Genomic DNA, 22,511 nt, shown 5'->3' on the forward strand with positions numbered 1-22,511 from the left:
TTATAAGATGACATTAGTCACTTTATAATATGACTATCTGTCTTTAGAAGGATGAGAAACTCTAAAGATACAAAATTAAACAGCAAAAAGCAAGAGGGAGACTGGAAATATTGCCTCATCGGCGGAACAGATGGATTGCATTTCCGCACGTTAGTTTGTAATATTCCACCATACGTTTGTAAAATGACGTATTTTTCAGGGAGTGTCCGTTTTTACAAGCATTAGAATAGCCTGTGTAATCGACTCTCGTCGGAACGTCCTATTTTTGAGTCAGAAAAACATCGTCGGAGTTTTATCTCTGCGATCGAAGTAGTTATCAGAAATAGAACAGAAATCTTTTATTTAACAATTTATTAAACTAATATTTATGAAACAGAAAGTAGCTTTCATGCTATTGGTTATTTCGTTCTGGTGTGCATCTGCTATTCAAGCACAGACGGGAAGCCAAATTACAGGTAAAGTTGTCGATGCCTCCGGGGAACTCGCAGGAGTCAGTGTGGTGGTAAAAGGAACAACAAATGGAGTGACTACAAACATGGACGGCGAATTCAAATTGGGAAACGTAAAATCCGGCGACGTTCTGAAATTCTCTTTTGTAGGTTATAAAACCCAGGAAGTGAAAGTGGGCAATAAGAAAAGATTCGATATTGTAATGGAAGAAGATGCCCAGACATTGGAAGAGGTAACTGTAGTGGCTGTGGGTTACGGTGACGTCAGAAGGCGGGATCTGACCGGTTCTATCGGCAAAGCTAATATAAGCGATATGACGAAAACCCCGGTAAACAATATCGCGGAGAGTCTGGGTGGCCGTATTGCCGGTGTACAGGTGACTTCTACCGACGGAGCTTTGGGGGATAACTTCAATATCGTCATCCGCGGAGCGGGTTCGCTGACGCAAAGCACGGCTCCTCTCTATGTAATAGATGGATTTCCGCAGGAAAGTTCCAGCATGAGCGCCCTCAATCCGAATGACATCGCATCTATCGACATCTTGAAAGATGCGTCCGCCACAGCTATTTACGGTTCGCGCGGTGCCAACGGTGTCGTTATCATCACTACCAAACAGGGACAGGCCAGCAAGGCGAAAGTAACTTATAACGGAAGCGTCAGCATAAGCAAAGTCAACAAAACGATGGATATGATGAGCGGTTATGATTTCGCTTTGTTACAACAGGAAATCATGTCGGCAGACGACTTCTCCAATTATTATCTGAAGAATGGCGTCACCCTGGAAGATTACAAAACTTTTAGAGATTATGACTGGCAGGATGAAATCTACCGTACAGCCGTCAGCCACAATCACTATATGGGATTGAACGGCGGTAGCGACAAGATGAAATATTCGGCTTCGCTCTCTTACAGCAATCAGCAGGGTATTGTTATCAATACGGATTTGAGCCGTTATCAGGGACGTTTCAATTTCAGCCAGCAAATCAATAAAAAGATAAAGGTAAATGCGAATGCGAATTTCGCCAGTAACGTGCAGAACGGAGTCAGTCCGTCGGCACAGGCTTCGTCGATGTCTCATTCCTTATTATACAGTGTTTGGGGATACCGTCCGGTTTCTCCGTCGGGTTCCGACCTGTTGGCGGCCATGTATGATGAAGATGTGTCGATGAGCGATGACTATCGTTTCAATCCGGTACTTTCCGCACGGAATGAATACCGTCGCAACACGACTAATCACCTGCAAGCCAACTTAGGAGTGGAATGGGAAATTATCAAGAACCTGAAATTCAAGACTACCGCCGGATATACGGGACGGGACATCAAAAGAGAAGAGTTCAACGGCAGTCAGACCCGTACAGGTAACTCGCATCCTAAGAATACACAAAGCAAGGGTATCAATGCCAAGCTGACTCAACAGGAAACCAGAAATTACCTGAATGAGAATACGTTGACTTATCAGTTCAACAAGAACAAACACAGTTTCAACGCCCTGGCCGGTCTGACTTTCCAGAAATATTCCGACTATACGACCAGCATCACGCAGGATTACATCACGAACGAATCTTTCGGCATGGCTGGTATCGGTAAGAGTGAAGCTACTCCGACAACTACCGCATCGCTGGGCGACAATGCTATGATGTCTTACTTCACCCGTTTCAATTACAATTATAAATCAAAATATTACGCAAACTTTACCATACGTGCCGACGGCTCTTCCAAGTTTGCCAAGGATAATCGCTGGGGATACTTCCCGTCCGGTTCGCTGGCATGGACTTTTTCACGTGAGAGTTTTGTAAGCGGGAATCTTCCCTGGCTGTCAAACGGTAAATTACGCGCAAGCTGGGGTCTGACGGGTAACAACCGCATCGGAAATTATGATTATATGGCGCAGCTGATTACACACAGCGACTACTATAAATATCCGTGGGACAGCTCTTTCACTACCGGTTATGTACTGAATTCCATGGCCAACCCCAGCCTGAAATGGGAGACGACCGAACAGTTCGACCTCGGTATCGATCTGGGCTTCCTCAAAGGCCGCATCAACCTGACACTGGACTACTATATCAAAACGACCAAAGACCTGTTATTGAACGCGGAAGTTCCGGCAAGTTCGGGTTATGCCACAGCAACACTGAATATCGGTAAGCTGCGTAACAAAGGTTTTGAAATCACCCTGGAAAGCACCAATATCACAACGAAAGACTTCACATGGAGCTCTAACTTCAACATTGCATTCAACAATAATGAAATTATCGCCCTCAACTCCGGACAGAAAGAAATGCTTAGCTACGTCAGATGGGACAATGCCTACAACAATATGCCTGCTTATATCAGCCGCGTAGGTGAATCTGCCGGAAAACTGTATGGCTACATCTACGAGGGTACTTACAAGTACGACGATTTCAACCAGACCACTAATTCGGACGGCTCCATATCATACAAACTGAAAGACGGAATCCCCAGAATCTCCGACAGTGTGCAACCGGGTGACCCCAGATACAAGAAACTGTCCAACGACGGAACCAACAAAATCACCGACGACGACCGTACCATTATCGGCAACGGACAACCGAAACACACGGGAGGATTCACCAACAACTTTGTCTATAAGAACTGGGACTTGAACATCTTCCTGCAATGGAGCTATGGAAACGATATTCTGAATGCAAACAGAATGGTTTTCGAAAACCCGAGCAACCGGACCAATACGAATATGTTCGCCTCTTACAACAACCGCTGGAGCGCAGCCAATCCTACCAGTGACATGCCGAGAGCGAAAGCTCTGGACGCCAAACATTACAGTTCTCTGTACGTGGAAGACGGCTCTTTCCTGAAGTTAAAGACCATCTCTTTAGGATACAACTTAGGAAGAAAAGCGCTCTACAAACTGGGTATTCAGGCAGCCAGAGTGTACTTCTCCGCTGAAAATATAGCCACCCTCTCGGGATATTCCGGTTCAGACCCGGAAGTTTCCGTCCGCAACAGCGTATTGACTCCCGGATTCGACTGGTCTTCCTGCCCGCGTTCATTCAATGCATCATTTGGCGTAAACATAACATTTTAAAGAGTATTCAACATGAAAAAGATATATCGCAATTTAAAGACCGCTGTACTGGCATTAGGATGTATGTCCTTACTACTGTCATCCTGTTCAGACTTCCTGGATAGAAACCCGCATGATTTCGTCTCTCCCGAAATCTTCTACAAAAATGAAAGTGACTGTATGATGGCACTGGCCGGAGTTTATTGGACACTGGCTACCGACCATGTATACGGTGAGAGGTACTCGAATATCCTATCCAATACCGACGACTTGAGTTACTATGCCCGCCTGAACCAAAGCGGTCAGGTTTATACAAACTCACACAATTCAAGTAATAATGATATTTACCAGACGTGGACGCAGCTCTATTCCGGTATCAACAACGCCAACGTATTATTGGACAATATCGATGCAGCCAACATTCCGGATGCAGCCGTGAAGAACCGCATTAAGGGGGAAGCCAAATTCCTGCGTGCCTACTACCACTTTCTGCTTGTACAGAGCTGGTATGAAGTACCCATCCGCACGGAAACCGTGACCGACATCAATAACAGTTCCCTTGCGGCAACTCCGCATGCAGAAGCCATTGACTGGATTATCAAGGAGATGGAAGACTGCATCGACCTGGTGGATGACTCCAAATACGATCTGTCTCCATCACACGTCAAAAAGACAACTGTTCAAGGCATATTGGCACGCGTCTGCTTATGGCGTGCCGGATCGCCCTCCAATGGCGGCAAGGAGTTTTATGAAAAAGCGGCCAAGTATGCCAAGGCTGTATATGACTCGCATAAGCACAAGCTATATCAGGGAGATATTTATGCGATCTGGAAAAACATCGCTTCCGACAAGTATGATACGGAATACAATGAAAGTATGTGGGAAGTAGAATTCATCGGTACCCGCGTGGACGGCAAGTTTACCTACTCACGCATAGGAAACACTATCGGAAACTGGCAGGAAAACACTTCTGCTACCGGTAAGGGATATGCCTACGGGTTCTATTGCGGCTCATTGATCTTATGGGATTTATTCGAGAAAAACCCCGGTGACTTACGTCGCGACTTATCAATGGCTACTTACAAACTCAACACCAGCGACGCTGCCGTATACTGGAAAGATACGGAAATCGTGACACGCCGTTGCGGCAAATACCGCAGGGAATGGACCACTACTTCTCCTAAAGAGAAAAACAACGACCAGATCAACTATCCGGTGCTGCGTTATGCCGATGTGCTGCTCATGCTGGCCGAAGCCGAGAACGAAGCCGGTAAAGCTCCTACTGACCTGGCCTACGATGCAATCAATGAGGTGCGCGAACGTGCCGGAATCGATAAAGTGGAGAACCTGTCATACGCGGAATTCCAACAGGAAGTGCGCGACGAAAGAGCCCGTGAACTCTGTTTCGAAAGCCTGCGCAAGTACGACCTTATCCGCTGGGGAATTTATTATGATGCCGCTCATAACAAACTGACTGAAGCCACGAACGACAAACGGTGGACTACCAGCGGGTATTATAAAGCAGCTAAAGAATATGCAGCCAATACGGAAGAAAGGCATCAGTTCCTGCCTATTCCGATGAAAGAATTGGGAGTGAACTTACTTCTGAAACAAAACTCTTATTGGAGTAACACAGCAGAATAGTCTTATCTCCCGTTTTGAGAAACATTATACCCCCAACAGAAAAACCATGAAACAGCTATTAATTACAGTCCTTTTGTCAGGAAGTTGCGGATTTCTTGCTGCACAGAAAACAGTTAAAACACCTGCCATATATAAACCTATCCGTACCGAGATGTATAAAAAGGGATGGATAGACTTTAACAAGAACGGGGTGAAGGACATCTATGAAGATCCTTCAGCACCTGTCGATGCACGCATCGAGGATCTGCTCAAGCAGATGACGCTGGAAGAAAAGACCTGTCAGATGGTCACTCTGTATGGGTATAAGAGGGTATTAAAGGATGATCTGCCCACTCCTGAATGGAAGAACCAGTTGTGGAAAGATGGTATCGGAGCCATTGACGAGCACCTGAACGGATTTCAACAATGGGGACTTCCTCCATCGGACAATGAATATGTCTGGCCTGCTTCCCGTCATGCGTGGGCGTTGAATGAGGTGCAGCGGTTCTTTATAGAAGAAACCCGGTTGGGTATTCCTACCGATTTCACCAACGAAGGGATTCGTGGGGTAGAAAGTTACAAAGCAACGAACTTTCCTACTCAACTCGGATTAGGACATACCTGGAATCGGGAACTCATCCGCCAGGTCGGTGTTATCACCGGACGGGAAGCCCGTATGCTGGGGTATACCAATGTTTACGCACCCATACTCGATGTGGGGCGCGACCAGCGGTGGGGACGTTATGAAGAAGTGTACGGGGAGTCTCCTTATCTGGTAGCCGAACTAGGCATTGAAATGGTGCGGGGGATGCAGCAGGATTATCAGGTGGCTGCCACGGGAAAGCATTTCATCGCTTACAGTAACAACAAAGGCGGACGTGAAGGCATGTCCCGCGTTGATCCGCAGATGTCTCCGCGCGAGGTTGAGATGGTTCATGTTTATCCTTTCAAGCGGGTGATCCGTGAAGCGGGATTGCTGGGAGTGATGAGTTCTTACAATGATTATGACGGGTTTCCTATCCAAAGCAGCTATTACTGGCTGACTACCCGCCTGCGCGGAGAGATGGGATTTCGTGGATATGTTGTTTCCGACAGTGATGCTGTGGAGTATCTTTATACCAAACATAATACTGCCAAGGATATGAAAGAGGCGGTAAGGCAAAGCGTAGAAGCCGGATTAAATGTCCGTTGCACGTTCCGCTCTCCCGATTCTTATGTATTGCCGTTGAGGGAATTAGTAAAAGAGGGGGGATTGAGTGAGGAGGTCATCAATGACCGGGTACGGGATATTCTGCGTGTCAAGTTTCTAGTCGGACTGTTCGATCATCCGTATCAGACAGATTTGAAAGGGGCGGATGAAGAAGTGGAAAAAGCAGAAAACGAGGAAGTCGCCCTGCAAGCTTCCCGGGAATCAATCGTACTGCTGAAAAACGATCAAGATGTGTTGCCGCTGGATATTTCAGGTATCAAGAAGATAGCGGTTTGCGGACCGAATGCGGATGAATGTTCTTATGCATTGGGACATTATGGGCCGTTGGCGGTAGAGGTGACTTCCGTACTGAAAGGTATTCAAGAGAAGACGGACGGGAAAGCGGAAGTGCTTTATAGCAAAGGATGCGAACTGGTAGATGCGAACTGGCCGGAATCGGAATTGATTGATTTTCCGCTGACGGAAGAAGAGCAAAAGAAAATAGGCAGAGCTGTCAGTCAGGCAAAAGAGGCGGATGTAGCAGTAGTTGTATTGGGAGGTGGACAGCGTACGTGCGGAGAGAACAAATCCCGCAGTAGTCTCGATCTGCCGGGGAGGCAACTCGACCTGTTGAAAGCAGTAGTGGCTACGGGCAAACCTGTCGTACTGGTGCTTATCAACGGAAGACCTTTGTCTATTAACTGGGCTGATAAGTTTGTTCCCGCCATTCTCGAAGCGTGGTATCCGGGAGCGAAAGGTGGAAAAGCGGTAGCCGATGTGCTTTTCGGAGATTATAATCCGGGTGGTAAACTAACTGTCACTTTCCCGAAAACGGTCGGACAAATTCCTTTCAATTTCCCGTGCAAACCGTCTTCTCAAATTGATGGAGGGAAGAATCCGGGAATGGATGGCAATATGTCACGTGCCAACGGTGCATTGTATGCTTTCGGATATGGCTTGAGTTATACCTCTTTCGAATATTCCGACTTGAAAATAACCCCGGCAGTTATCACTCCTAATCAAAAGACGTATGTCACCTGCAAAGTGACGAATACAGGCAAACGGGCAGGAGATGAAGTAGTACAACTCTATGTGCGCGATGTGTTGAGCAGCGTCACTACGTACGAGAAGAACCTGGCCGGGTTTGAACGAATCCATCTGAAGCCGGGTGAAACAAAGGAAGTTTCTTTTCCCATTGACCGGAAGGCATTGGAGTTGCTGAACGCGGATATGCATTGGGTAGTAGAGCCCGGTGATTTCACACTGATGGTAGGGGCTTCTTCTACGGATATTCGTCTGAACGGCACGTTAACGGTGGCTGACCGCATAAACGACTCTACTCCGCAAAGCAAGGAAAACGAATCTCCAATAAGTGCAAGTACGAATCAGGAAATGATGAATAACGTGGTGGATAACAACCTTACCACTTTTTGGGAGGGAAACAAAGGGGATTACATCACCTTTGCCTTACAGAACGAAGCGAAAGTGGATGGCATTTCCATTGCCTTTCATCGGGACAACGGACTGGAAACCGATTTTGAAATACAGCTTTCCAGCGGTGGCGGACAATTCCTGACGGTGTACTCCGGCACAGTGAAAGAGTATCATAAGCTGTTGAACTTTCCTTTCAAAGGAACTACTGCCAGCGACCTGCGTATCGTGTTAGGCAGTGACAGAGTGGGCATTACAGAAATCAAATTACCTCAAATTAAAAAATAAGATATATGAAAACCAGACTATTCCTCTTATTTATTATGTGTCTGTTTATTCTGCCGTCGGCATCAGCACAACAGAAAGAATATTCGTTGTGGTACAGTCAGCCTGCACCTAATGAAGGAGCTGAAAACATTGTAAAGAGTCGCGGATTCCCTTATGACAAATATTGGGAGAGATGGTCTTTACCCATAGGGAACGGATATATGGGGGCTTGCATATTCGGACGCACGGACACGGAGCGTATTCAGTTGACAGAAAAAACATTCGGCGTCAAAGGACCGTACAAGAAAGGGGGCATCGGCAATTTTGCGGAAATATATATAGAGGGTATTCACCATGACCAGCCATTGAACTACAAACGTTCACTGCGCCTCAACGACGCTATCTCCAGGGTAAATTACCAATACGAGGGTGTGAACTATACAAGGGAATATTTCGCCAACTACCCAAGCAATGTAATCGTCATAAAGCTCAAAGCGGACCAACCCGGAAAGATTTCGTTCACTCTTCGTCCCGTGCTTCCTTACCTGCACGAATATAACGACGAAGGAACCGGACGTACAGGCAAGGTATCAGCGCAGAATGACTTGATTACCCTGACCGGAGATATACAGTTTTTCCGGCTTCCGTATGAAGCGCAGATTAAAGTAATTCCCAGTGGGGGACAGCTAAAAGCGATGAACGACGAATCGGGAAACAACGGAACCATCCGCATACAACAGGCTGACAGCGTAGTGTTACTGATTAATGCACAAACTGCTTATCAACTGAAAAGTTCGGTATTCACGGCATCTCCGGAAAACAAGTTTACCGGAAACGAGCATCCGCACCGTGCTGTCAGCCAATGCATACAGAAAGCGGCCGACAAAGGATATGAGGCATTGTGCAAAGAGCATATAGCCGATTATCAGTCTCTCTTCAGCCGGGTGGACTTGCGTCTTTGTGATGAAACTCCCGGTATACCGACTGACAGCCTGTTGCACGACTATCAGAGAGGAAAAGAAAGTTTATATATGGATGAATTATTGTTCCAGTACGGACGTTATTTATTAATCGCTTCGTCGAGAAAGGGTTCGTTACCACCCCACCTTCAGGGAGCATGGAGCCAGTATGAATATGCGCCCTGGTCCGGAGGCTACTGGCATAACATCAATATACAAATGAATTACTGGGCTGCCTTTAACACGAATCTGGCGGAAGTATTTATTCCTTATGTGGAATACAATGAGGCTTTCCGTCAATCGGCCAACGAGAAAGCGACAGGTTATATCAAAAAAAATAACCCTGACGCCTTATCGGCCATCCCCGAAGAAAACGGATGGACCATCGGAACGGGGGCAAACGCTTTCTCAATAGATAGCCCCGGCGGACATTCGGGACCTGGAACGGGAGGATTCACCACCAAATTATTCTGGGATTATTATGATTTCACCAGGGATGAGGATATACTGAAGAAACACTCTTATCCCGCCATGCTGGGTATGGCCAAATTTCTTTCGAAAACTCTGAAACCGACAGAGGAAGGATATTTGCTGGCCGACCCGTCTTCTTCGCCTGAACAATATCATAATGGTACAACCTACCAGACGAAAGGTTGTGCATTCGATCAGGGAATGATTTGGGAGAGTTTTCATGATGTATTGAAAGCAGCGAATATCTTAAAAGAGGAGTCGCCTTTCCTCCGGACGATAAAAGAGCAGATTGGCAAACTGGATGCCATCCAAATTGGAGAATCGGGGCAGATAAAAGAATATCGTGAAGAAAAAAAGTATAGTGACATCGGAGATCCGCGCCATCGCCATATTTCGCATTTATGCGCACTCTATCCGGGTACGCTGATTAATGCGGAGACTCCTGAATGGTTGAAGGCGGCTACCGTAACTTTAAACAACCGGGGAGATAAATCGACAGGATGGGGTGTCGCCCATCGTTTAAACTTATGGGCACGGGTAAAAGACGGGGATATGGCGTACCAACGATACCAGCTGTTATTGAAGAAGTATATCCTTGAAAACCTGTGGAATATGCACCCGCCTTTCCAGATTGACGGAAACCTGGGAGGGACTGCCGGAGTAGCAGAAATGTTGATTCAAAGTCATGAAGGGTATATCGACCCGCTCCCCGCCCTGCCGGCTGCATGGAGAGACGGAAGTTATGAAGGTTTGGTAGCCCGGGGAAACTTTGTAGTTTCCGTTTTCTGGAAACAGGGGCTCATGACTCAAATGAATGTCTTATCCAGAGCGGGTGGCGAATGCGTCATTCAATACAAGGATATTGCCAATTTTACAATCAAAGACGCCAAAGGAAAGAAAGTGAAAACTATCCGGGAAAGTAAAAACCGGATCAGATTTGCCACCCAAAAAGGAAATACCTATTACTTAAACCATTAATAAAAGATATGAGACTGAAAAAACAAATAGCTATTCTGGCACTGGGAGCAGGTTTCGCCGCCTGCACTCCCCAACCGGCAACCAACCTCATTGAAGATAACATGGAGTTTGCACAGCAACAGCTCCGGTTTGCTTTTGATGAGATAGATTATGCCATCGTCAATGAGTCACCCGAAAGCCGCGCGAAACGGGAAAAGAACGGTTGGGGAGAACTGACCAACCCCCGCAATTCGGAACCGGACGGGACACTGAACCTGGTGCCGTCCAAAGACTGGACAAGCGGATTCTTTCCGGGAGAACTTTGGTTCCTTTACGAATATACCCAAAACAATTTCTGGAAAAAGAAAGCCCAGCAACATACTGATATATTAGAGAAGGAAAAGATGAACGGAAGTACTCACGACATGGGTTTTAAAGTCTATTGCAGCTTTGGCAACGGATACCGTCTGACGCAAGATGAACACTATAAGGAGGTCTTGCTGCAATCAGCACGCACGCTCGCTACACGCTTCAAACCGGCGGCAGGGATTATCCGGTCGTGGGATCATAGTACGACCAAATGGGCATGTCCGGTGATTATTGATAATATGATGAACCTTGAACTACTGTTCTGGGCTACTAAGGAGAGCAAAGACTCTACGTTTTACCGGATAGCGGTCGATCATGCAAGAACTACGATGAAGCATCATTTCCGGCCTGATTTCAGCAGTTATCATGTGATAGATTATGATACAATTACAGGGCAGGTATTAAAAAAGAATACTCATCAGGGCTTTGCCGATGAATCTGCCTGGTCACGCGGACAGGCATGGGCGCTCTACGGATATACGATGTGTTATCGCGAAACCCGGTTACCGGAGTTTTTGGAGCAGGCTCAAAACATAGAGAAGTATCTCTTTACTCATCCCAATATGCCGGAGGATCTTATTCCTTACTGGGATTTCGATGCGCCCGGCATACCCGACGAGCCACGTGATGTTTCAGCGGCTACGGTCATCGCTTCGGCACTTTATGAACTTAGCCTGTATGATCGTGAAAAGGGTGAACGCTACAGGAGCAATGCGGATAAGATCATAGAGAACCTGACGAAACATTATCGCGCTACGCTAAAGAAAGACAACGGTTTCCTGTTATTGCACAGCACGGGGACCAAACCGACTAATACGGAAGTGGACGTACCTATTGTCTATGCCGACTATTATTTCATAGAAGCGTTGATGCGTAAAAACAAATTAGAAAAAACGGGTAAACTGTTTTAATCTTAAATCATATCGGTAAGAAAAACGGAGGATTTAATTGTTTAAACTAACGGATAAAAACATGAAGAAATCTGCTAAATTATGGATGGTCATTCTCTTCCTATTCACCGGAGCAGGAAGGGTAACTGCGCAAATTCCATCTACCAGAATATACGACGGAAAGAAACTGGCTAAGGTAAAAGCCCGTATGGAGTCGAAAGAATATGCGTCTGCCATCACTAAATTGATGAATGAGGCGGACAAAGCCCTGAAAAGTAAACCTGTCTCCGTGATGGATAAAACGATGGTTGCGGGTAGCGGGGACAAACACGACTACGTTAGTATGGGACCTTACTGGTGGCCCGATCCGACGAAGCCCGACGGTCTGCCTTATATCCGCAAAGACGGAGTACGCAACCCTAATGCAACCAGTGACTGTACGAACATCGGAAAGACAATTAATGATATATCGACTTTAGGAATCGCCTACTATTTCTCCGGCAATGAGAAATATGCAGCCAAAGCTGCTGAACTCACCCGTATCTGGTTTCTGAACCCTGAAACTCGCATGAATCCCAACATGAATTATGCACAAATGATTCCGGGACATAATGAGAACAAGGGCAGAGGATTCGGCATGATTGATGTTTATGCGTTTATCAATTTACTGGATGCAGTGGAGATGATGAATACTTCCACCGACTTTACAATAGCAGACCGTTCCGGTCTGAAAGATTGGTTTACCGATTATCTGGAATGGATTCGCACCAGTCCTGTAGCCGACGAGGCAAGGACATCTGAAAATAATCATGGAGTATCTTTCGACGTGCAACAAACGGTATATGCGCTCTTCACCGGAGATTCCGTCCTGGCACGGAAGACAATCAGTGAGTTTGCAAAGTTACGATTGTTCCCACAAATCGAACCCGACGGCAGACAGCTTAGAGAACTGGAACGCACCAACGGACTTAGTTACACAAACTACAATCTGGCTCTTATAATGGATATGTGTGCAATCGGCCATACATTAGGTATAGATGTCTACAACAGCACTTCCAAAGACGGGCGTTGCATCGCGAAAGCATTGAAGTATATGGCTTCTTTTATCGGAAAGCCACAAAGTGAGTTTCCATACCAGCAAAGCAGGGATTGGGAAAAAGAGTTGCAAACAAGTTGTTGGATATTGCACCGTGCTTCTTTCTATGACAATAAATCGGGTTGGGAGGAGATCTGCCAAAAATATCTGAAGCCATCCAGTACGGACAGAAGGCGATTGTTATATAGTTTAGAATAATTCAATAGGTATATTATAAATATTACACGATATTGGAATAGATTAAGATGTTTCTGAATAAGATATTACCAGATTCTGACAAGATTGGGTAATGTCTTATTTTTATAATGAGGAAAATTGTTACCTTTGTTATATCTTATATTTACAATAAGATCAAATCTAATTTTTCCTCTTATGAAAATAATTAAAGCTGCCCGCATCGTTACCCTCATTACCGGACTAGTAATAGCCGGAATGTTCTTCTCATTCCCTGTTTCTGCCCAGGACATTTCGGGAACCTGGCATGGAAAACTTTCCATTCCCACCGGTTCACTGACTATTGTATTCCATATCAGTCAAACAGGACAGGGAACTTATGTGACGACATTGGACAGCCCCGACCAGGGAGCTAACGGCATAAAGACGCAGACTACTTCTTTCAATGATTCTATATTGACAATCCAGATACCCATTATCCATGCCTCTTACAAAGGAAAATTGGATAGTAATCAAACAATCAGTGGAACGTTTACACAGGGAATGCCTATTCCGTTGAATTTGGAAAAGGGAGAAGCCAGCCGCCCCAAGCGCCCGCAGGAGCCTCAACCGCCTTTCCCCTACAGAAGTGAAGAGGTCATTGTGAGGAATGAGCAGGATGGCATCAACCTTGCCGGAACATTGACTCTTCCCCAAAAGGGAACTAAGTTTCCGGCAGTGGTTATGGTGACAGGGAGCGGTGCACAGAACCGGGATGAAGAAATCATGGGACACAAGCCTTTCCTCGTCATCGCCGATTATCTGACCCAGAACGGGATTGCCGTACTTAGATGTGATGATAGGGGAACTGCCGCTTCACAAGGTAATCATGCAACAGCTACCAATGAGGATTTTGCCACAGATACGGAGGCTGCTATCAATTATCTGCGCAGCAGAAAAGAAATTAATGCGAAGAAAATCGGTATCATCGGACATAGTGCAGGTGGAATCATTGCATTCATCGTTGCAAAAAAAGATCCGTCGATCGCATTTGTCGTTTCATTGGCAGGAGCCGGTGTGAAAGGTGATAGTCTGATGTTGAAGCAGGCAGAGTTAATCTCTAAGTCTCAAGGAATGCCGGATGCCGTTTGGCAGGGGGTGAAACCGTCTATCCGAAACAGATACGCCATACTGCAACAAACGGATAAAACTCCCGAAGAGTTACAGAAAGAATTGTATGCAGACGTTACCCAAACAATGTCTCCCGAACAATTGAAAGATTTAAATACCATCCAGCAGATATCTGCGCAAATCAGTTCGATGACTTCTCCGTGGTATCTGCATTTTATGCGATATGACCCGGCCGAAGACTTGAAGGAACTAAAATGTCCGGTTCTGGCATTAAACGGAGAAAAAGACATTCAAGTGGATGCCACCATGAACCTGACCGCCATCCAGGAAAAAATCACTGGAAATGGAAATAAAAATGTAACTATCAAAGCCTATCCCAACTTAAACCATCTGTTTCAGACTTGCGAAAAAGGAACACTGGCGGAATACGGGCAACTGGAGGAAACCATCAGCCCGGAAGTTTTAAAGGATATCATGGAGTGGATAAAGAAACAATAAGCCCATTTACGATATACCTTTCAGACGGCATTTCTTAATATCACATCGTCATTCTTTCCAATTCTTGCAAATTCTTCAAATATTTGCAAGAATTGAAAAGAGTCGATAATTAGGCATAGTTCATATATCATATGATGCCTCAAAATGTATTACCTGACGTTTACACTGATATTGTACAAATTGATTTAAATCAAAATCGTCCGGCCTGAACTCACCTTGAAAGATTTTGTTTTACCTTTGCAGCCGAAATAAAAAAGCGGCAGATAAAAAGGTAAAAAGCAACAGGTATTAGGTAAAGTTTGGTATGAAGAAGAGTCTTATTGCATTGGCGTTCGGTACACTGGGATTGGGTATTGCCGAATTTGTGATGATGGGAATTTTGCCCGATGTGGCAAAAGATTTAGGTATTAGTATTCCTACCGCAGGGCATTTCATATCTGCTTATGCATTAGGCGTCTGCGTTGGTGCCCCTGTACTGACATTGGCCCGCAAATATCCATTAAAACATATTCTGTTGGTATTAGTTACTTTGATTATGATAGGTAACATCTGTGCGGCTATGGCTCCCAATTACTGGGTGTTACTCGCTGCCCGTTTCATCTCCGGCTTACCTCATGGCGCATACTTCGGAGTAGGATCTATTGTTGCCGAGAAACTGGCCGATAAAGGCAAAGGCTCGGAAGCCGTCTCCATCATGATTGCCGGAATGACCATTGCCAACCTATTCGGTGTACCTCTGGGAACTTCTTTAAGTACCATGCTTTCTTGGCGTGCCACTTTCCTACTGGTCGGTATCTGGGGAATTGTTATCATGTACTATATCTGGCGATGGGTTCCCCATGTAGAAGGTTTGCAGGACACCGGCTTTAAAGGGCAGTTCCGTTTTCTTAAAACTCCGGCTCCATGGTTGATTCTTGGTGCCACAGCCTTAGGAAACGGCGGTGTATTCTGTTGGTATAGCTACATCAATCCGCTGCTTACCAATGTGTCCGGCTTCTCTGTAGAAAGCATTACGCCTTTAATGATTCTTGCCGGTTTCGGTATGGTGATGGGAAACCTGATTAGCGGACGTCTCTCCGACCGTTACACTCCCGGAAAGGTGGGAACTGCCGCACAAGCACTTATCTGCGTGATGTTATTGCTTATCTTCTTTCTCTCTCCATACAAATGGGCAGCCGCCCTGTTAATGTGCCTTTGTACGGCAGGACTGTTTGCTGTATCCAGTCCGGAACAGATATTGATTATCCGTGTAGCAAAAGGAGGAGAAATGTTGGGAGCAGCCTGCGTACAGGTTGCGTTCAATCTCGGAAACGCCATCGGTGCCTATGTAGGCGGACTGGCTGTCAGTGGCGGATACCGTTATCCTGCCCTGACAGGTGTACCGTTTGCCTTGATTGGATTCACTTTGTTCTTGATTTTTTATAAGAAATACCAAGCAAAATACTAAAACTCTCTCAAAATACCTATCTTTGCAGTCAGATTATCTTTTAATTAAATAAAAACGAAATAGATAAATGGCATTGCAATGTGGTATTGTCGGACTACCGAACGTGGGTAAGTCGACTCTTTTCAACTGTTTGTCGAACGCAAAGGCACAAGCGGCAAACTTCCCTTTCTGTACAATTGAACCGAATGTAGGTGTAATTACCGTTCCTGACGAACGTCTGAACGCACTGGCAGAACTGGTACATCCCCAACGAATTGTTCCTACAACTGTAGAAATCGTAGATATCGCCGGACTGGTGAAAGGCGCAAGCAAAGGTGAAGGACTGGGAAACAAGTTCCTTGCCAATATCCGTGAAACAGATGCAATCATCCATGTGCTCCGTTGCTTCGACGACGACAACGTGACACACGTAGACGGAAGCATCAATCCTGTCCGCGACAAAGAAATCATCGATTTCGAACTTCAACTGAAAGACTTGGAAACGATTGAAAGCCGTATCCAGAAAGTACAGAAACAGGCACAGACGGGTGGAGACAAGGCTGCTAAACAAGCTTATGATGTACTCGTCCAATATAAAGATGCACTAGAACAAGGTAAATCTGCACGTACAGTGACTTTCGAAACGAAAGACGAACAAAAGATTGCTCACGAACTGTTCCTGCTAACCAGCAAACCGGTGATGTACGTTTGCAACGTTGATGAAGCAAGTGCAGTAAACGGCAATAAATACGTAGATATGGTACGCGAAGCCGTGAAAGACGAGAATGCTGAAATTCTGGTGGTTGCAGCCAAAACAGAAGCGGACATTGCCGAACTGGAAACGTACGAAGACCGCCAGATGTTCCTTGCCGAAGTAGGCTTGGAAGAATCGGGCGTAGCACGTCTTATCAAATCAGCTTATAAGCTATTGAATCTTGAAACCTATTTCACAGCCGGTGTGCAGGAAGTACGCGCCTGGACTTACGAAAAGGGATGGAAAGCTCCTCAATGTGCTGGTGTTATCCATACTGACTTTGAAAAAGGCTTTATCCGTGCCGAAGTTATCAAATACGAGGACTATATTCAATACGGATCGGAAGCAGCAGTGAAAGAAGCCGGAAAGCTGGGTGTGGAAGGAAAAGAATATGTAGTGCAGGACGGAGACATCATGCATTTCCGTTTCAATGTGTGATTATCAATAATCACCAACGACTCATTAATTATTAATTCGCTAATAACATGAAGTATCTCATCGCAGGAACTGGAGGTGTAGGCGGCAGTATCGCAGGATTTTTGTCGCTGGCAGGCAAAGATGTAACCTGTATTGCCCGTGGTGCTCATTTGCAAGCAATACAAACGGATGGTTTAAAACTGAAGTCGGATTTAAAAGGCGAACATACGCTCCGGATTCCGGCAACTACCGCTGAAGAATTCAATGGAAAAGCGGATGTGATATTTGTATGCGTGAAAGGTTACTCGGTCGATTCTATTGTAGAACTCATTCAAAGAGCCGCTCACAAAGATACGGTTGTCATCCCCATACTGAATGTGTATGGAACAGGACCGCGGATACAGAAACTTGTTCCGGGAGTCACCGTTCTGGATGGTTGCATCTATATTGTGGGGTTTGTATCCGGCACAGGAGAAATCACCCAGATGGGGAAAATCTTCCGGTTGGTGTACGGCGCTCATCGCGGCACTATCGTCAAACCCGGATTACTGGAAGCCATCCAACAGGATTTGCAGGAAGCAGGTATCAAAGTAGACCTTTCACCGGATATCAACCGGGATACGTTTATCAAATGGTCGTTTATTTCGGCAATGGCTTTAACAGGGGCTTACTACGATGTCCCGATGGGTGAAGTCCAAAAGCCGGGAAAGGTACGGGATACATTCATCGGACTCACTACAGAGAGCGCTGCTTTAGGAAAGAAGCTAGGTGTGGAATTCCCGGAAGATCCTGTTACTTACAACCTGAAAGTTATCGATAAACTGGATCCCGAAAGCACTGCTTCCATGCAGAAAGATCTGGCACGCGGACACGAATCCGAGATACAGGGACTGCTCTTCGATATGATTGCAGCAGCCGAAGAACAAGGTATTGACATACCAACCTACCGGATGGTTGCAGAAAAATTCAAAGAATAGCCACTAGAGAAAGAATGAAACCTATTAAATAAATAATACTACCAAGCCTATGTATTCACTTCTCAACATCAACTGGAACCCGAATCCCGAACTATTCAACCTGTTCGGTATTTCTATCCGTTATTACGGATTATTGTGGGCAGTAGGAATATTCTTTGCTTATGTTGTTGTTCACTACCAGTTCCGGGATAAAAAGATAGAAGAAAAGAAGTTTGATCCGCTTTTCTTTTACTGTTTCTTTGGAATTCTGATCGGTGCCCGCCTGGGACACTGTTTATTCTATGATCCGGGATACTATCTGTCACATTTCTGGGAAATGATTCTTCCCATCAAGTTTATGCCGGACGGAAACTGGAAGTTTACCGGATACGAGGGATTGGCCAGTCATGGCGGCACACTGGGATTGATGATTTCGCTCTGGTTATATTGCCGTAAGACAAAGCTCCACTATATGGATGTGGTAGACATGATTGCAGTAGCTACTCCAATCACAGCCTGCTTCATTCGCCTTGCCAACCTGATGAACTCTGAAATCATCGGTAAACCGACTGATGTGCCCTGGGCATTTGTTTTTGAACGCATTGATATGCAGCCCCGCCATCCGGGACAGCTTTACGAAGCCATCGCCTATCTCATCCTGTTCTTCATCATGATTTATCTGTATAAGAATTACAGCAAGAAATTACATCGCGGATTCTTCTTCGGACTCTGTCTGACTTACATCTTTACTTTCCGTTTCTTCATCGAGTTCGTGAAAGAAAATCAGGAAGCATTCGAGAACGGCATGACGTTCAACATGGGACAATGGTTAAGCGTTCCATTTGTCATCATAGGCGTTTATTTCATGTTCTTCTATGACCGGAAGAAAGTAGAAAAGAAATGAAACATATCATAGATATAGAAACTTGGGAGCGGAAGGAGAATTTCAACTTCTTCCGCCACTTCCAGAATCCACAATTATCCATTACCTCCGAAGTAGAATGCGGAGGAGCAAAGAAACGGGCCAAAGAGGCTCATCAATCCTTCTTCCTGCACTACCTTTATGCTGTGCTCCGTGCAGCCAATGAGATTCCCGAATTACGCTATCGCATTGATCCGGAAGGTCGCGTAGTGCTCTATGATAAAATAGATATTCTATCTCCAATCAAAATAAAAGAGAACGGCAAATTCTTCACCATACGCTTTCCTTATCACGAAGATTTTGACACCTTTCACCAGGAAGCCCGGAAAATTATTGATTCTATTCCCGAGGATGGTGATCCGTATGCAGCCGAAAATGGAGAGGTAGCCCACGGAGATTACGGTCTGATCCTGTTAAGCGCAACTCCCGATTTATATTTTACTTCAATCACGGGTACACAAGAAAAACAAAGTGGCAACAATTATCCGCTACTGAATGCAGGAAAAGCAATCACCAAAGAAGGCAAATTAGTAATGCCTATCGCTATGACCATTCATCATGGATTTGTAGACGGGCATCATCTTTCATTGTTTTACAGGAAAGTAGAAGAGTTACTAAAATAAAGCACAAACAAGGATTATCATTCTCCCCCATTGCTTCATATTACAGATTTTAAATTAAGGGGAAATAATTATTTCCCCCTGACTATCTTCTTGATATCATTCAGCTTATTCAATGCCTCAATCGGAGTGAGATTATTCACATCCAAATTCAGAATCTCATCACGAATCTGGCAGAGAATCGGATCATCCAGTTGGAAGAAACTCAACTGCATCCCTCCACGGTTCTCGCTCACTTCCGTCAACGGTTTACCGGAAATTCCTTGTTGGCGATTGTCAGATTCGAGCTGCTTCAGTATCTCATTGGCACGTTTCACTATACTTTTCGGCATACCAGCCATCTTTGCCACGTGAATACCGAAAGAGTGCTCACTACCACCCCGCTCCAGCTTACGAAGGAAGATTACCTTATTATCAACTTCTTTCACCGATACATTATAATTCTTGATACGCTTGAAGGATTTCTCCATCTCATTCAATTCATGATAATGCGTAGCAAATAAGGTACGTGCTTTAGCTTTCGGATGCTCATGGATATGCTCTACAATTGCCCAAGCAATGGAAATACCGTCATAAGTAGACGTACCACGTCCCAACTCATCAAACAACACCAGACTTCGGGAAGAAACATTGTTTAGAATATCTGCCGCTTCATTCATCTCTACCATGAATGTAGATTCTCCGACCGATATATTATCACTCGCTCCTACACGAGTGAATATCTTGTCTACCAAACCAATGTGCGCACTCTCCGCAGGAACAAACGAACCGATTTGAGCCAATAACGTAATTAATGCCGTCTGACGTAAAAGCGCAGACTTACCGGCCATGTTTGGACCTGTAATAATAATAATCTGCTGCGTAGTGCTGTCCAGCATTACATCATTAGCAATATACTTCTCGCCAATCGGAAGCTGCTTTTCAATCACCGGGTGACGTCCCTGGCGAATATCCAGCACATCATTATCCTCAATGACCGGACGAATATAACGATTCTCACGGGCGACATTGGCAAATGACAACAAGCAATCCAAACGTGCAATCTGATTCGCATTCACCTGTATCTGCGGAATAAACTCCGTCAATGCCTGAACCAAATCCGTATATAATTGAGTCTCCAACGCAAGAATCTTGTCTTCGGCACCCAGAATTTTCTCTTCATATTCCTTCAGTTCCTGTGTGATATATCGCTCCGCATTAACCAACGTCTGTTTACGAATCCATTCTTTCGGAACTTTATCTTTGTGGACATTACGAACCTCGATATAGTAACCGAATACGTTATTATAAGCAACTTTCAAGCTCGGAATACCCGTCGACTCACTTTCACGCTGTTGTATCTTCAGCAAATAATCTTTTCCTGAATAAGAGATTTGGCGCAATTCATCCAGGTCTGCATTCACACCGTCTTTAATTACTCCACCCTTATTTATCAATAAAGGAGGATCATTATTTATCTCTTTAGCAATCCGGTCACGAATAGGAATACAAAGATTCAGCTGTTCACCAATACGATTTAAGCTGGCATTATCAGCTTCCAGACATGCCTCTTTTATTGGCTCAATTGCTTGCAAAGCAACTTTCAACTGAACAACTTCACGAGGCGACACACGGCCTACAGCCACTTTGGAAATAATACGCTCCAAGTCCCCTATCAAATGCAACTGCTCTTCAATCAGTTCTTTAAATTCCGGTTGACGGAAGAAATATTCAACTACGTTCAAACGTTCATTGATTGGTTTCTCATCTTTCAATGGAAAAACCATCCAACGTTTCAGCAGACGTGCCCCCATCGGGCTGATCGTTCTGTCAATCACATTGAGCAGACTGCTTCCGCCGTCATTCATATTGCCAATCAGCTCAAGACTGCGCACAGTGAACTTGTCCAGACGGACGTATTTATCTTCTTCAATACGAGCCAATGAGGTGATATGACCAATCTGCGTATGTTGCGTCATCGTCAGATATTGCAGGATAGCACCGGAAGCAATGATACCATTCTTCAAATGCTCCACCCCAAAACCTTTCAGATTCTTCGTCTCAAAGTGTTTCAGCAATTTCTCACGAGCCGTCGTTTCTGTAAACACCCAATCATCCAGCTCGAACGTGAAAAACTTACTGCCGAAATTACCTTCAAACATCAAACGTTTGCCACGTTCAAAAAGAATTTCCTTCGGGGCGAAGTTGTTCAACAGTTTATCAATATAGTCAAAAGGTCCTTCTGCAGTTAGGAATTCACCGGTAGAAATATCAAGAAAGGCAACCCCACAGGAAGCTTTCCCGAAATGAACGGCAGCAAGGAAGTTATTTTCTTTATAATTCAGGACATTATCATTGATAGAAACACCGGGAGTCACCAGTTCGGTAATGCCACGTTTCACCAATTTTTTCGTCATTTTCGGATCTTCCAACTGGTCACAGATAGCGACACGCTTTCCGGCACGAACCAATTTCGGAAGATAAGTGTCGAGAGCATGATGCGGGAATCCCGCCATCTCAACAGTCTTTCCTTTCCCGTTAGCACGTTTTGTCAGTGTGATTCCTAATATTTCCGATGCAACGATGGCATCCGTAGAATATGTTTCATAAAAGTCACCGCAACGAAACAGCATCACTGCATCCGGATGTTTTGCTTTCAAATCCAGAAACTGTTTCATCATCGGGGTGAGGACGATTTCTTCTTCGTTCACGGTTCTCTCCTTTTCTTTTTTATTTAGGGTAAACAATTGCAATATCTTTGCAAAGATAACGGTTTTTCGGCAGAGAATCAACGGTATCCTCCAATTCAATTTTCACAATTAGTGTTGCATTCCATCAAAAAAAGAGGGCTTATTTCTTAACAAGTAGGAGAAAAATATTAAAACGTGTTATAAAACATATTATTTT

At 45.0% G+C, this 22,511-nt stretch carries 13 protein-coding genes; 12 read left to right on the plus strand and 1 reads right to left on the minus strand.

The genetic code is table 11. The features are described from left to right. Positions 1-367: 367 nt before the first annotated feature. From DXB58_RS04455 to DXB58_RS04510, 12 genes are all read left to right on the plus strand, one after another. Positions 368-3,517 carry a TonB-dependent receptor gene (locus DXB58_RS04455; RefSeq protein WP_122136033.1) on the plus strand — a complete coding sequence of 1,050 codons (3,150 nt, stop codon included), beginning with the start codon at positions 368-370 and terminating at the stop codon, positions 3,515-3,517. 12 nt (positions 3,518-3,529) lie between these two features. Further along, on the plus strand, positions 3,530-5,140 hold the full coding sequence (locus tag DXB58_RS04460; protein ID WP_117933275.1) for a RagB/SusD family nutrient uptake outer membrane protein: 1,611 nt from the start codon (positions 3,530-3,532) through the stop codon (positions 5,138-5,140). A gap of 46 nt (positions 5,141-5,186) precedes the next feature. Continuing rightward, on the plus strand, positions 5,187-8,027 hold the full coding sequence (locus DXB58_RS04465; protein WP_122136034.1) for a beta-glucosidase: 2,841 nt from the start codon (positions 5,187-5,189) through the stop codon (positions 8,025-8,027). Between the two features lie 5 nt (positions 8,028-8,032). Further along, positions 8,033-10,414 carry a glycoside hydrolase N-terminal domain-containing protein gene (locus tag DXB58_RS04470; RefSeq protein WP_122136035.1) on the plus strand — a complete coding sequence of 794 codons (2,382 nt, stop codon included), beginning with the start codon at positions 8,033-8,035 and terminating at the stop codon, positions 10,412-10,414. Between the two features lie 8 nt (positions 10,415-10,422). Further along, positions 10,423-11,673, plus strand: coding sequence for a glycoside hydrolase family 88 protein (locus DXB58_RS04475; RefSeq protein ID WP_122136036.1), 1,251 nt, complete (start codon positions 10,423-10,425; stop codon positions 11,671-11,673). A gap of 61 nt (positions 11,674-11,734) precedes the next feature. Next, entirely contained in the window at positions 11,735-12,946 is a 1,212-nt protein-coding gene (locus tag DXB58_RS04480; protein ID WP_009001302.1) for an alginate lyase family protein, read from the plus strand. Between the two features lie 174 nt (positions 12,947-13,120). Beyond that, positions 13,121-14,530, plus strand: a complete 1,410-nt coding sequence (locus tag DXB58_RS04485; protein WP_122136037.1) for an alpha/beta fold hydrolase — start codon at positions 13,121-13,123, stop codon at positions 14,528-14,530. 304 nt (positions 14,531-14,834) lie between these two features. Next, a complete protein-coding gene (araJ, locus tag DXB58_RS04490; RefSeq protein ID WP_117933288.1) occupies positions 14,835-15,977 on the plus strand; it encodes an MFS transporter AraJ in 1,143 nt (380 codons plus the stop codon). 67 nt (positions 15,978-16,044) lie between these two features. Continuing rightward, a complete protein-coding gene (gene ychF / locus DXB58_RS04495; protein ID WP_122136038.1) occupies positions 16,045-17,148 on the plus strand; it encodes a redox-regulated ATPase YchF in 1,104 nt (367 codons plus the stop codon). Positions 17,149-17,195: 47 nt separating this feature from the next. Next, on the plus strand, positions 17,196-18,104 hold the full coding sequence (locus tag DXB58_RS04500; RefSeq protein WP_122136039.1) for a ketopantoate reductase family protein: 909 nt from the start codon (positions 17,196-17,198) through the stop codon (positions 18,102-18,104). 49 nt (positions 18,105-18,153) lie between these two features. Then, on the plus strand, positions 18,154-18,987 hold the full coding sequence (lgt, locus tag DXB58_RS04505) for a prolipoprotein diacylglyceryl transferase (protein WP_009001308.1): 834 nt from the start codon (positions 18,154-18,156) through the stop codon (positions 18,985-18,987). Next, positions 18,984-19,628, plus strand: a complete 645-nt coding sequence (locus DXB58_RS04510; RefSeq protein WP_122136040.1) for a chloramphenicol acetyltransferase — start codon at positions 18,984-18,986, stop codon at positions 19,626-19,628. Before lgt ends, DXB58_RS04510 begins: the two co-directional genes overlap by 4 nt. Positions 19,629-19,696: 68 nt before the next feature. Here the strand turns inward: DXB58_RS04510 and mutS are convergent, their stop codons facing one another. Beyond that, positions 19,697-22,285 carry a DNA mismatch repair protein MutS gene (gene mutS, locus DXB58_RS04515; protein WP_117933545.1) on the minus strand — a complete coding sequence of 863 codons (2,589 nt, stop codon included), beginning with the start codon at positions 22,283-22,285 and terminating at the stop codon, positions 19,697-19,699. Between the last annotated feature and the right edge of the window lie 226 nt (positions 22,286-22,511).

Origin of the sequence: Bacteroides sp. OM05-10AA (assembly GCF_003439055.1) — a bacterium.
Lineage (GTDB): Bacteria > Bacteroidota > Bacteroidia > Bacteroidales > Bacteroidaceae > Bacteroides > Bacteroides intestinigallinarum.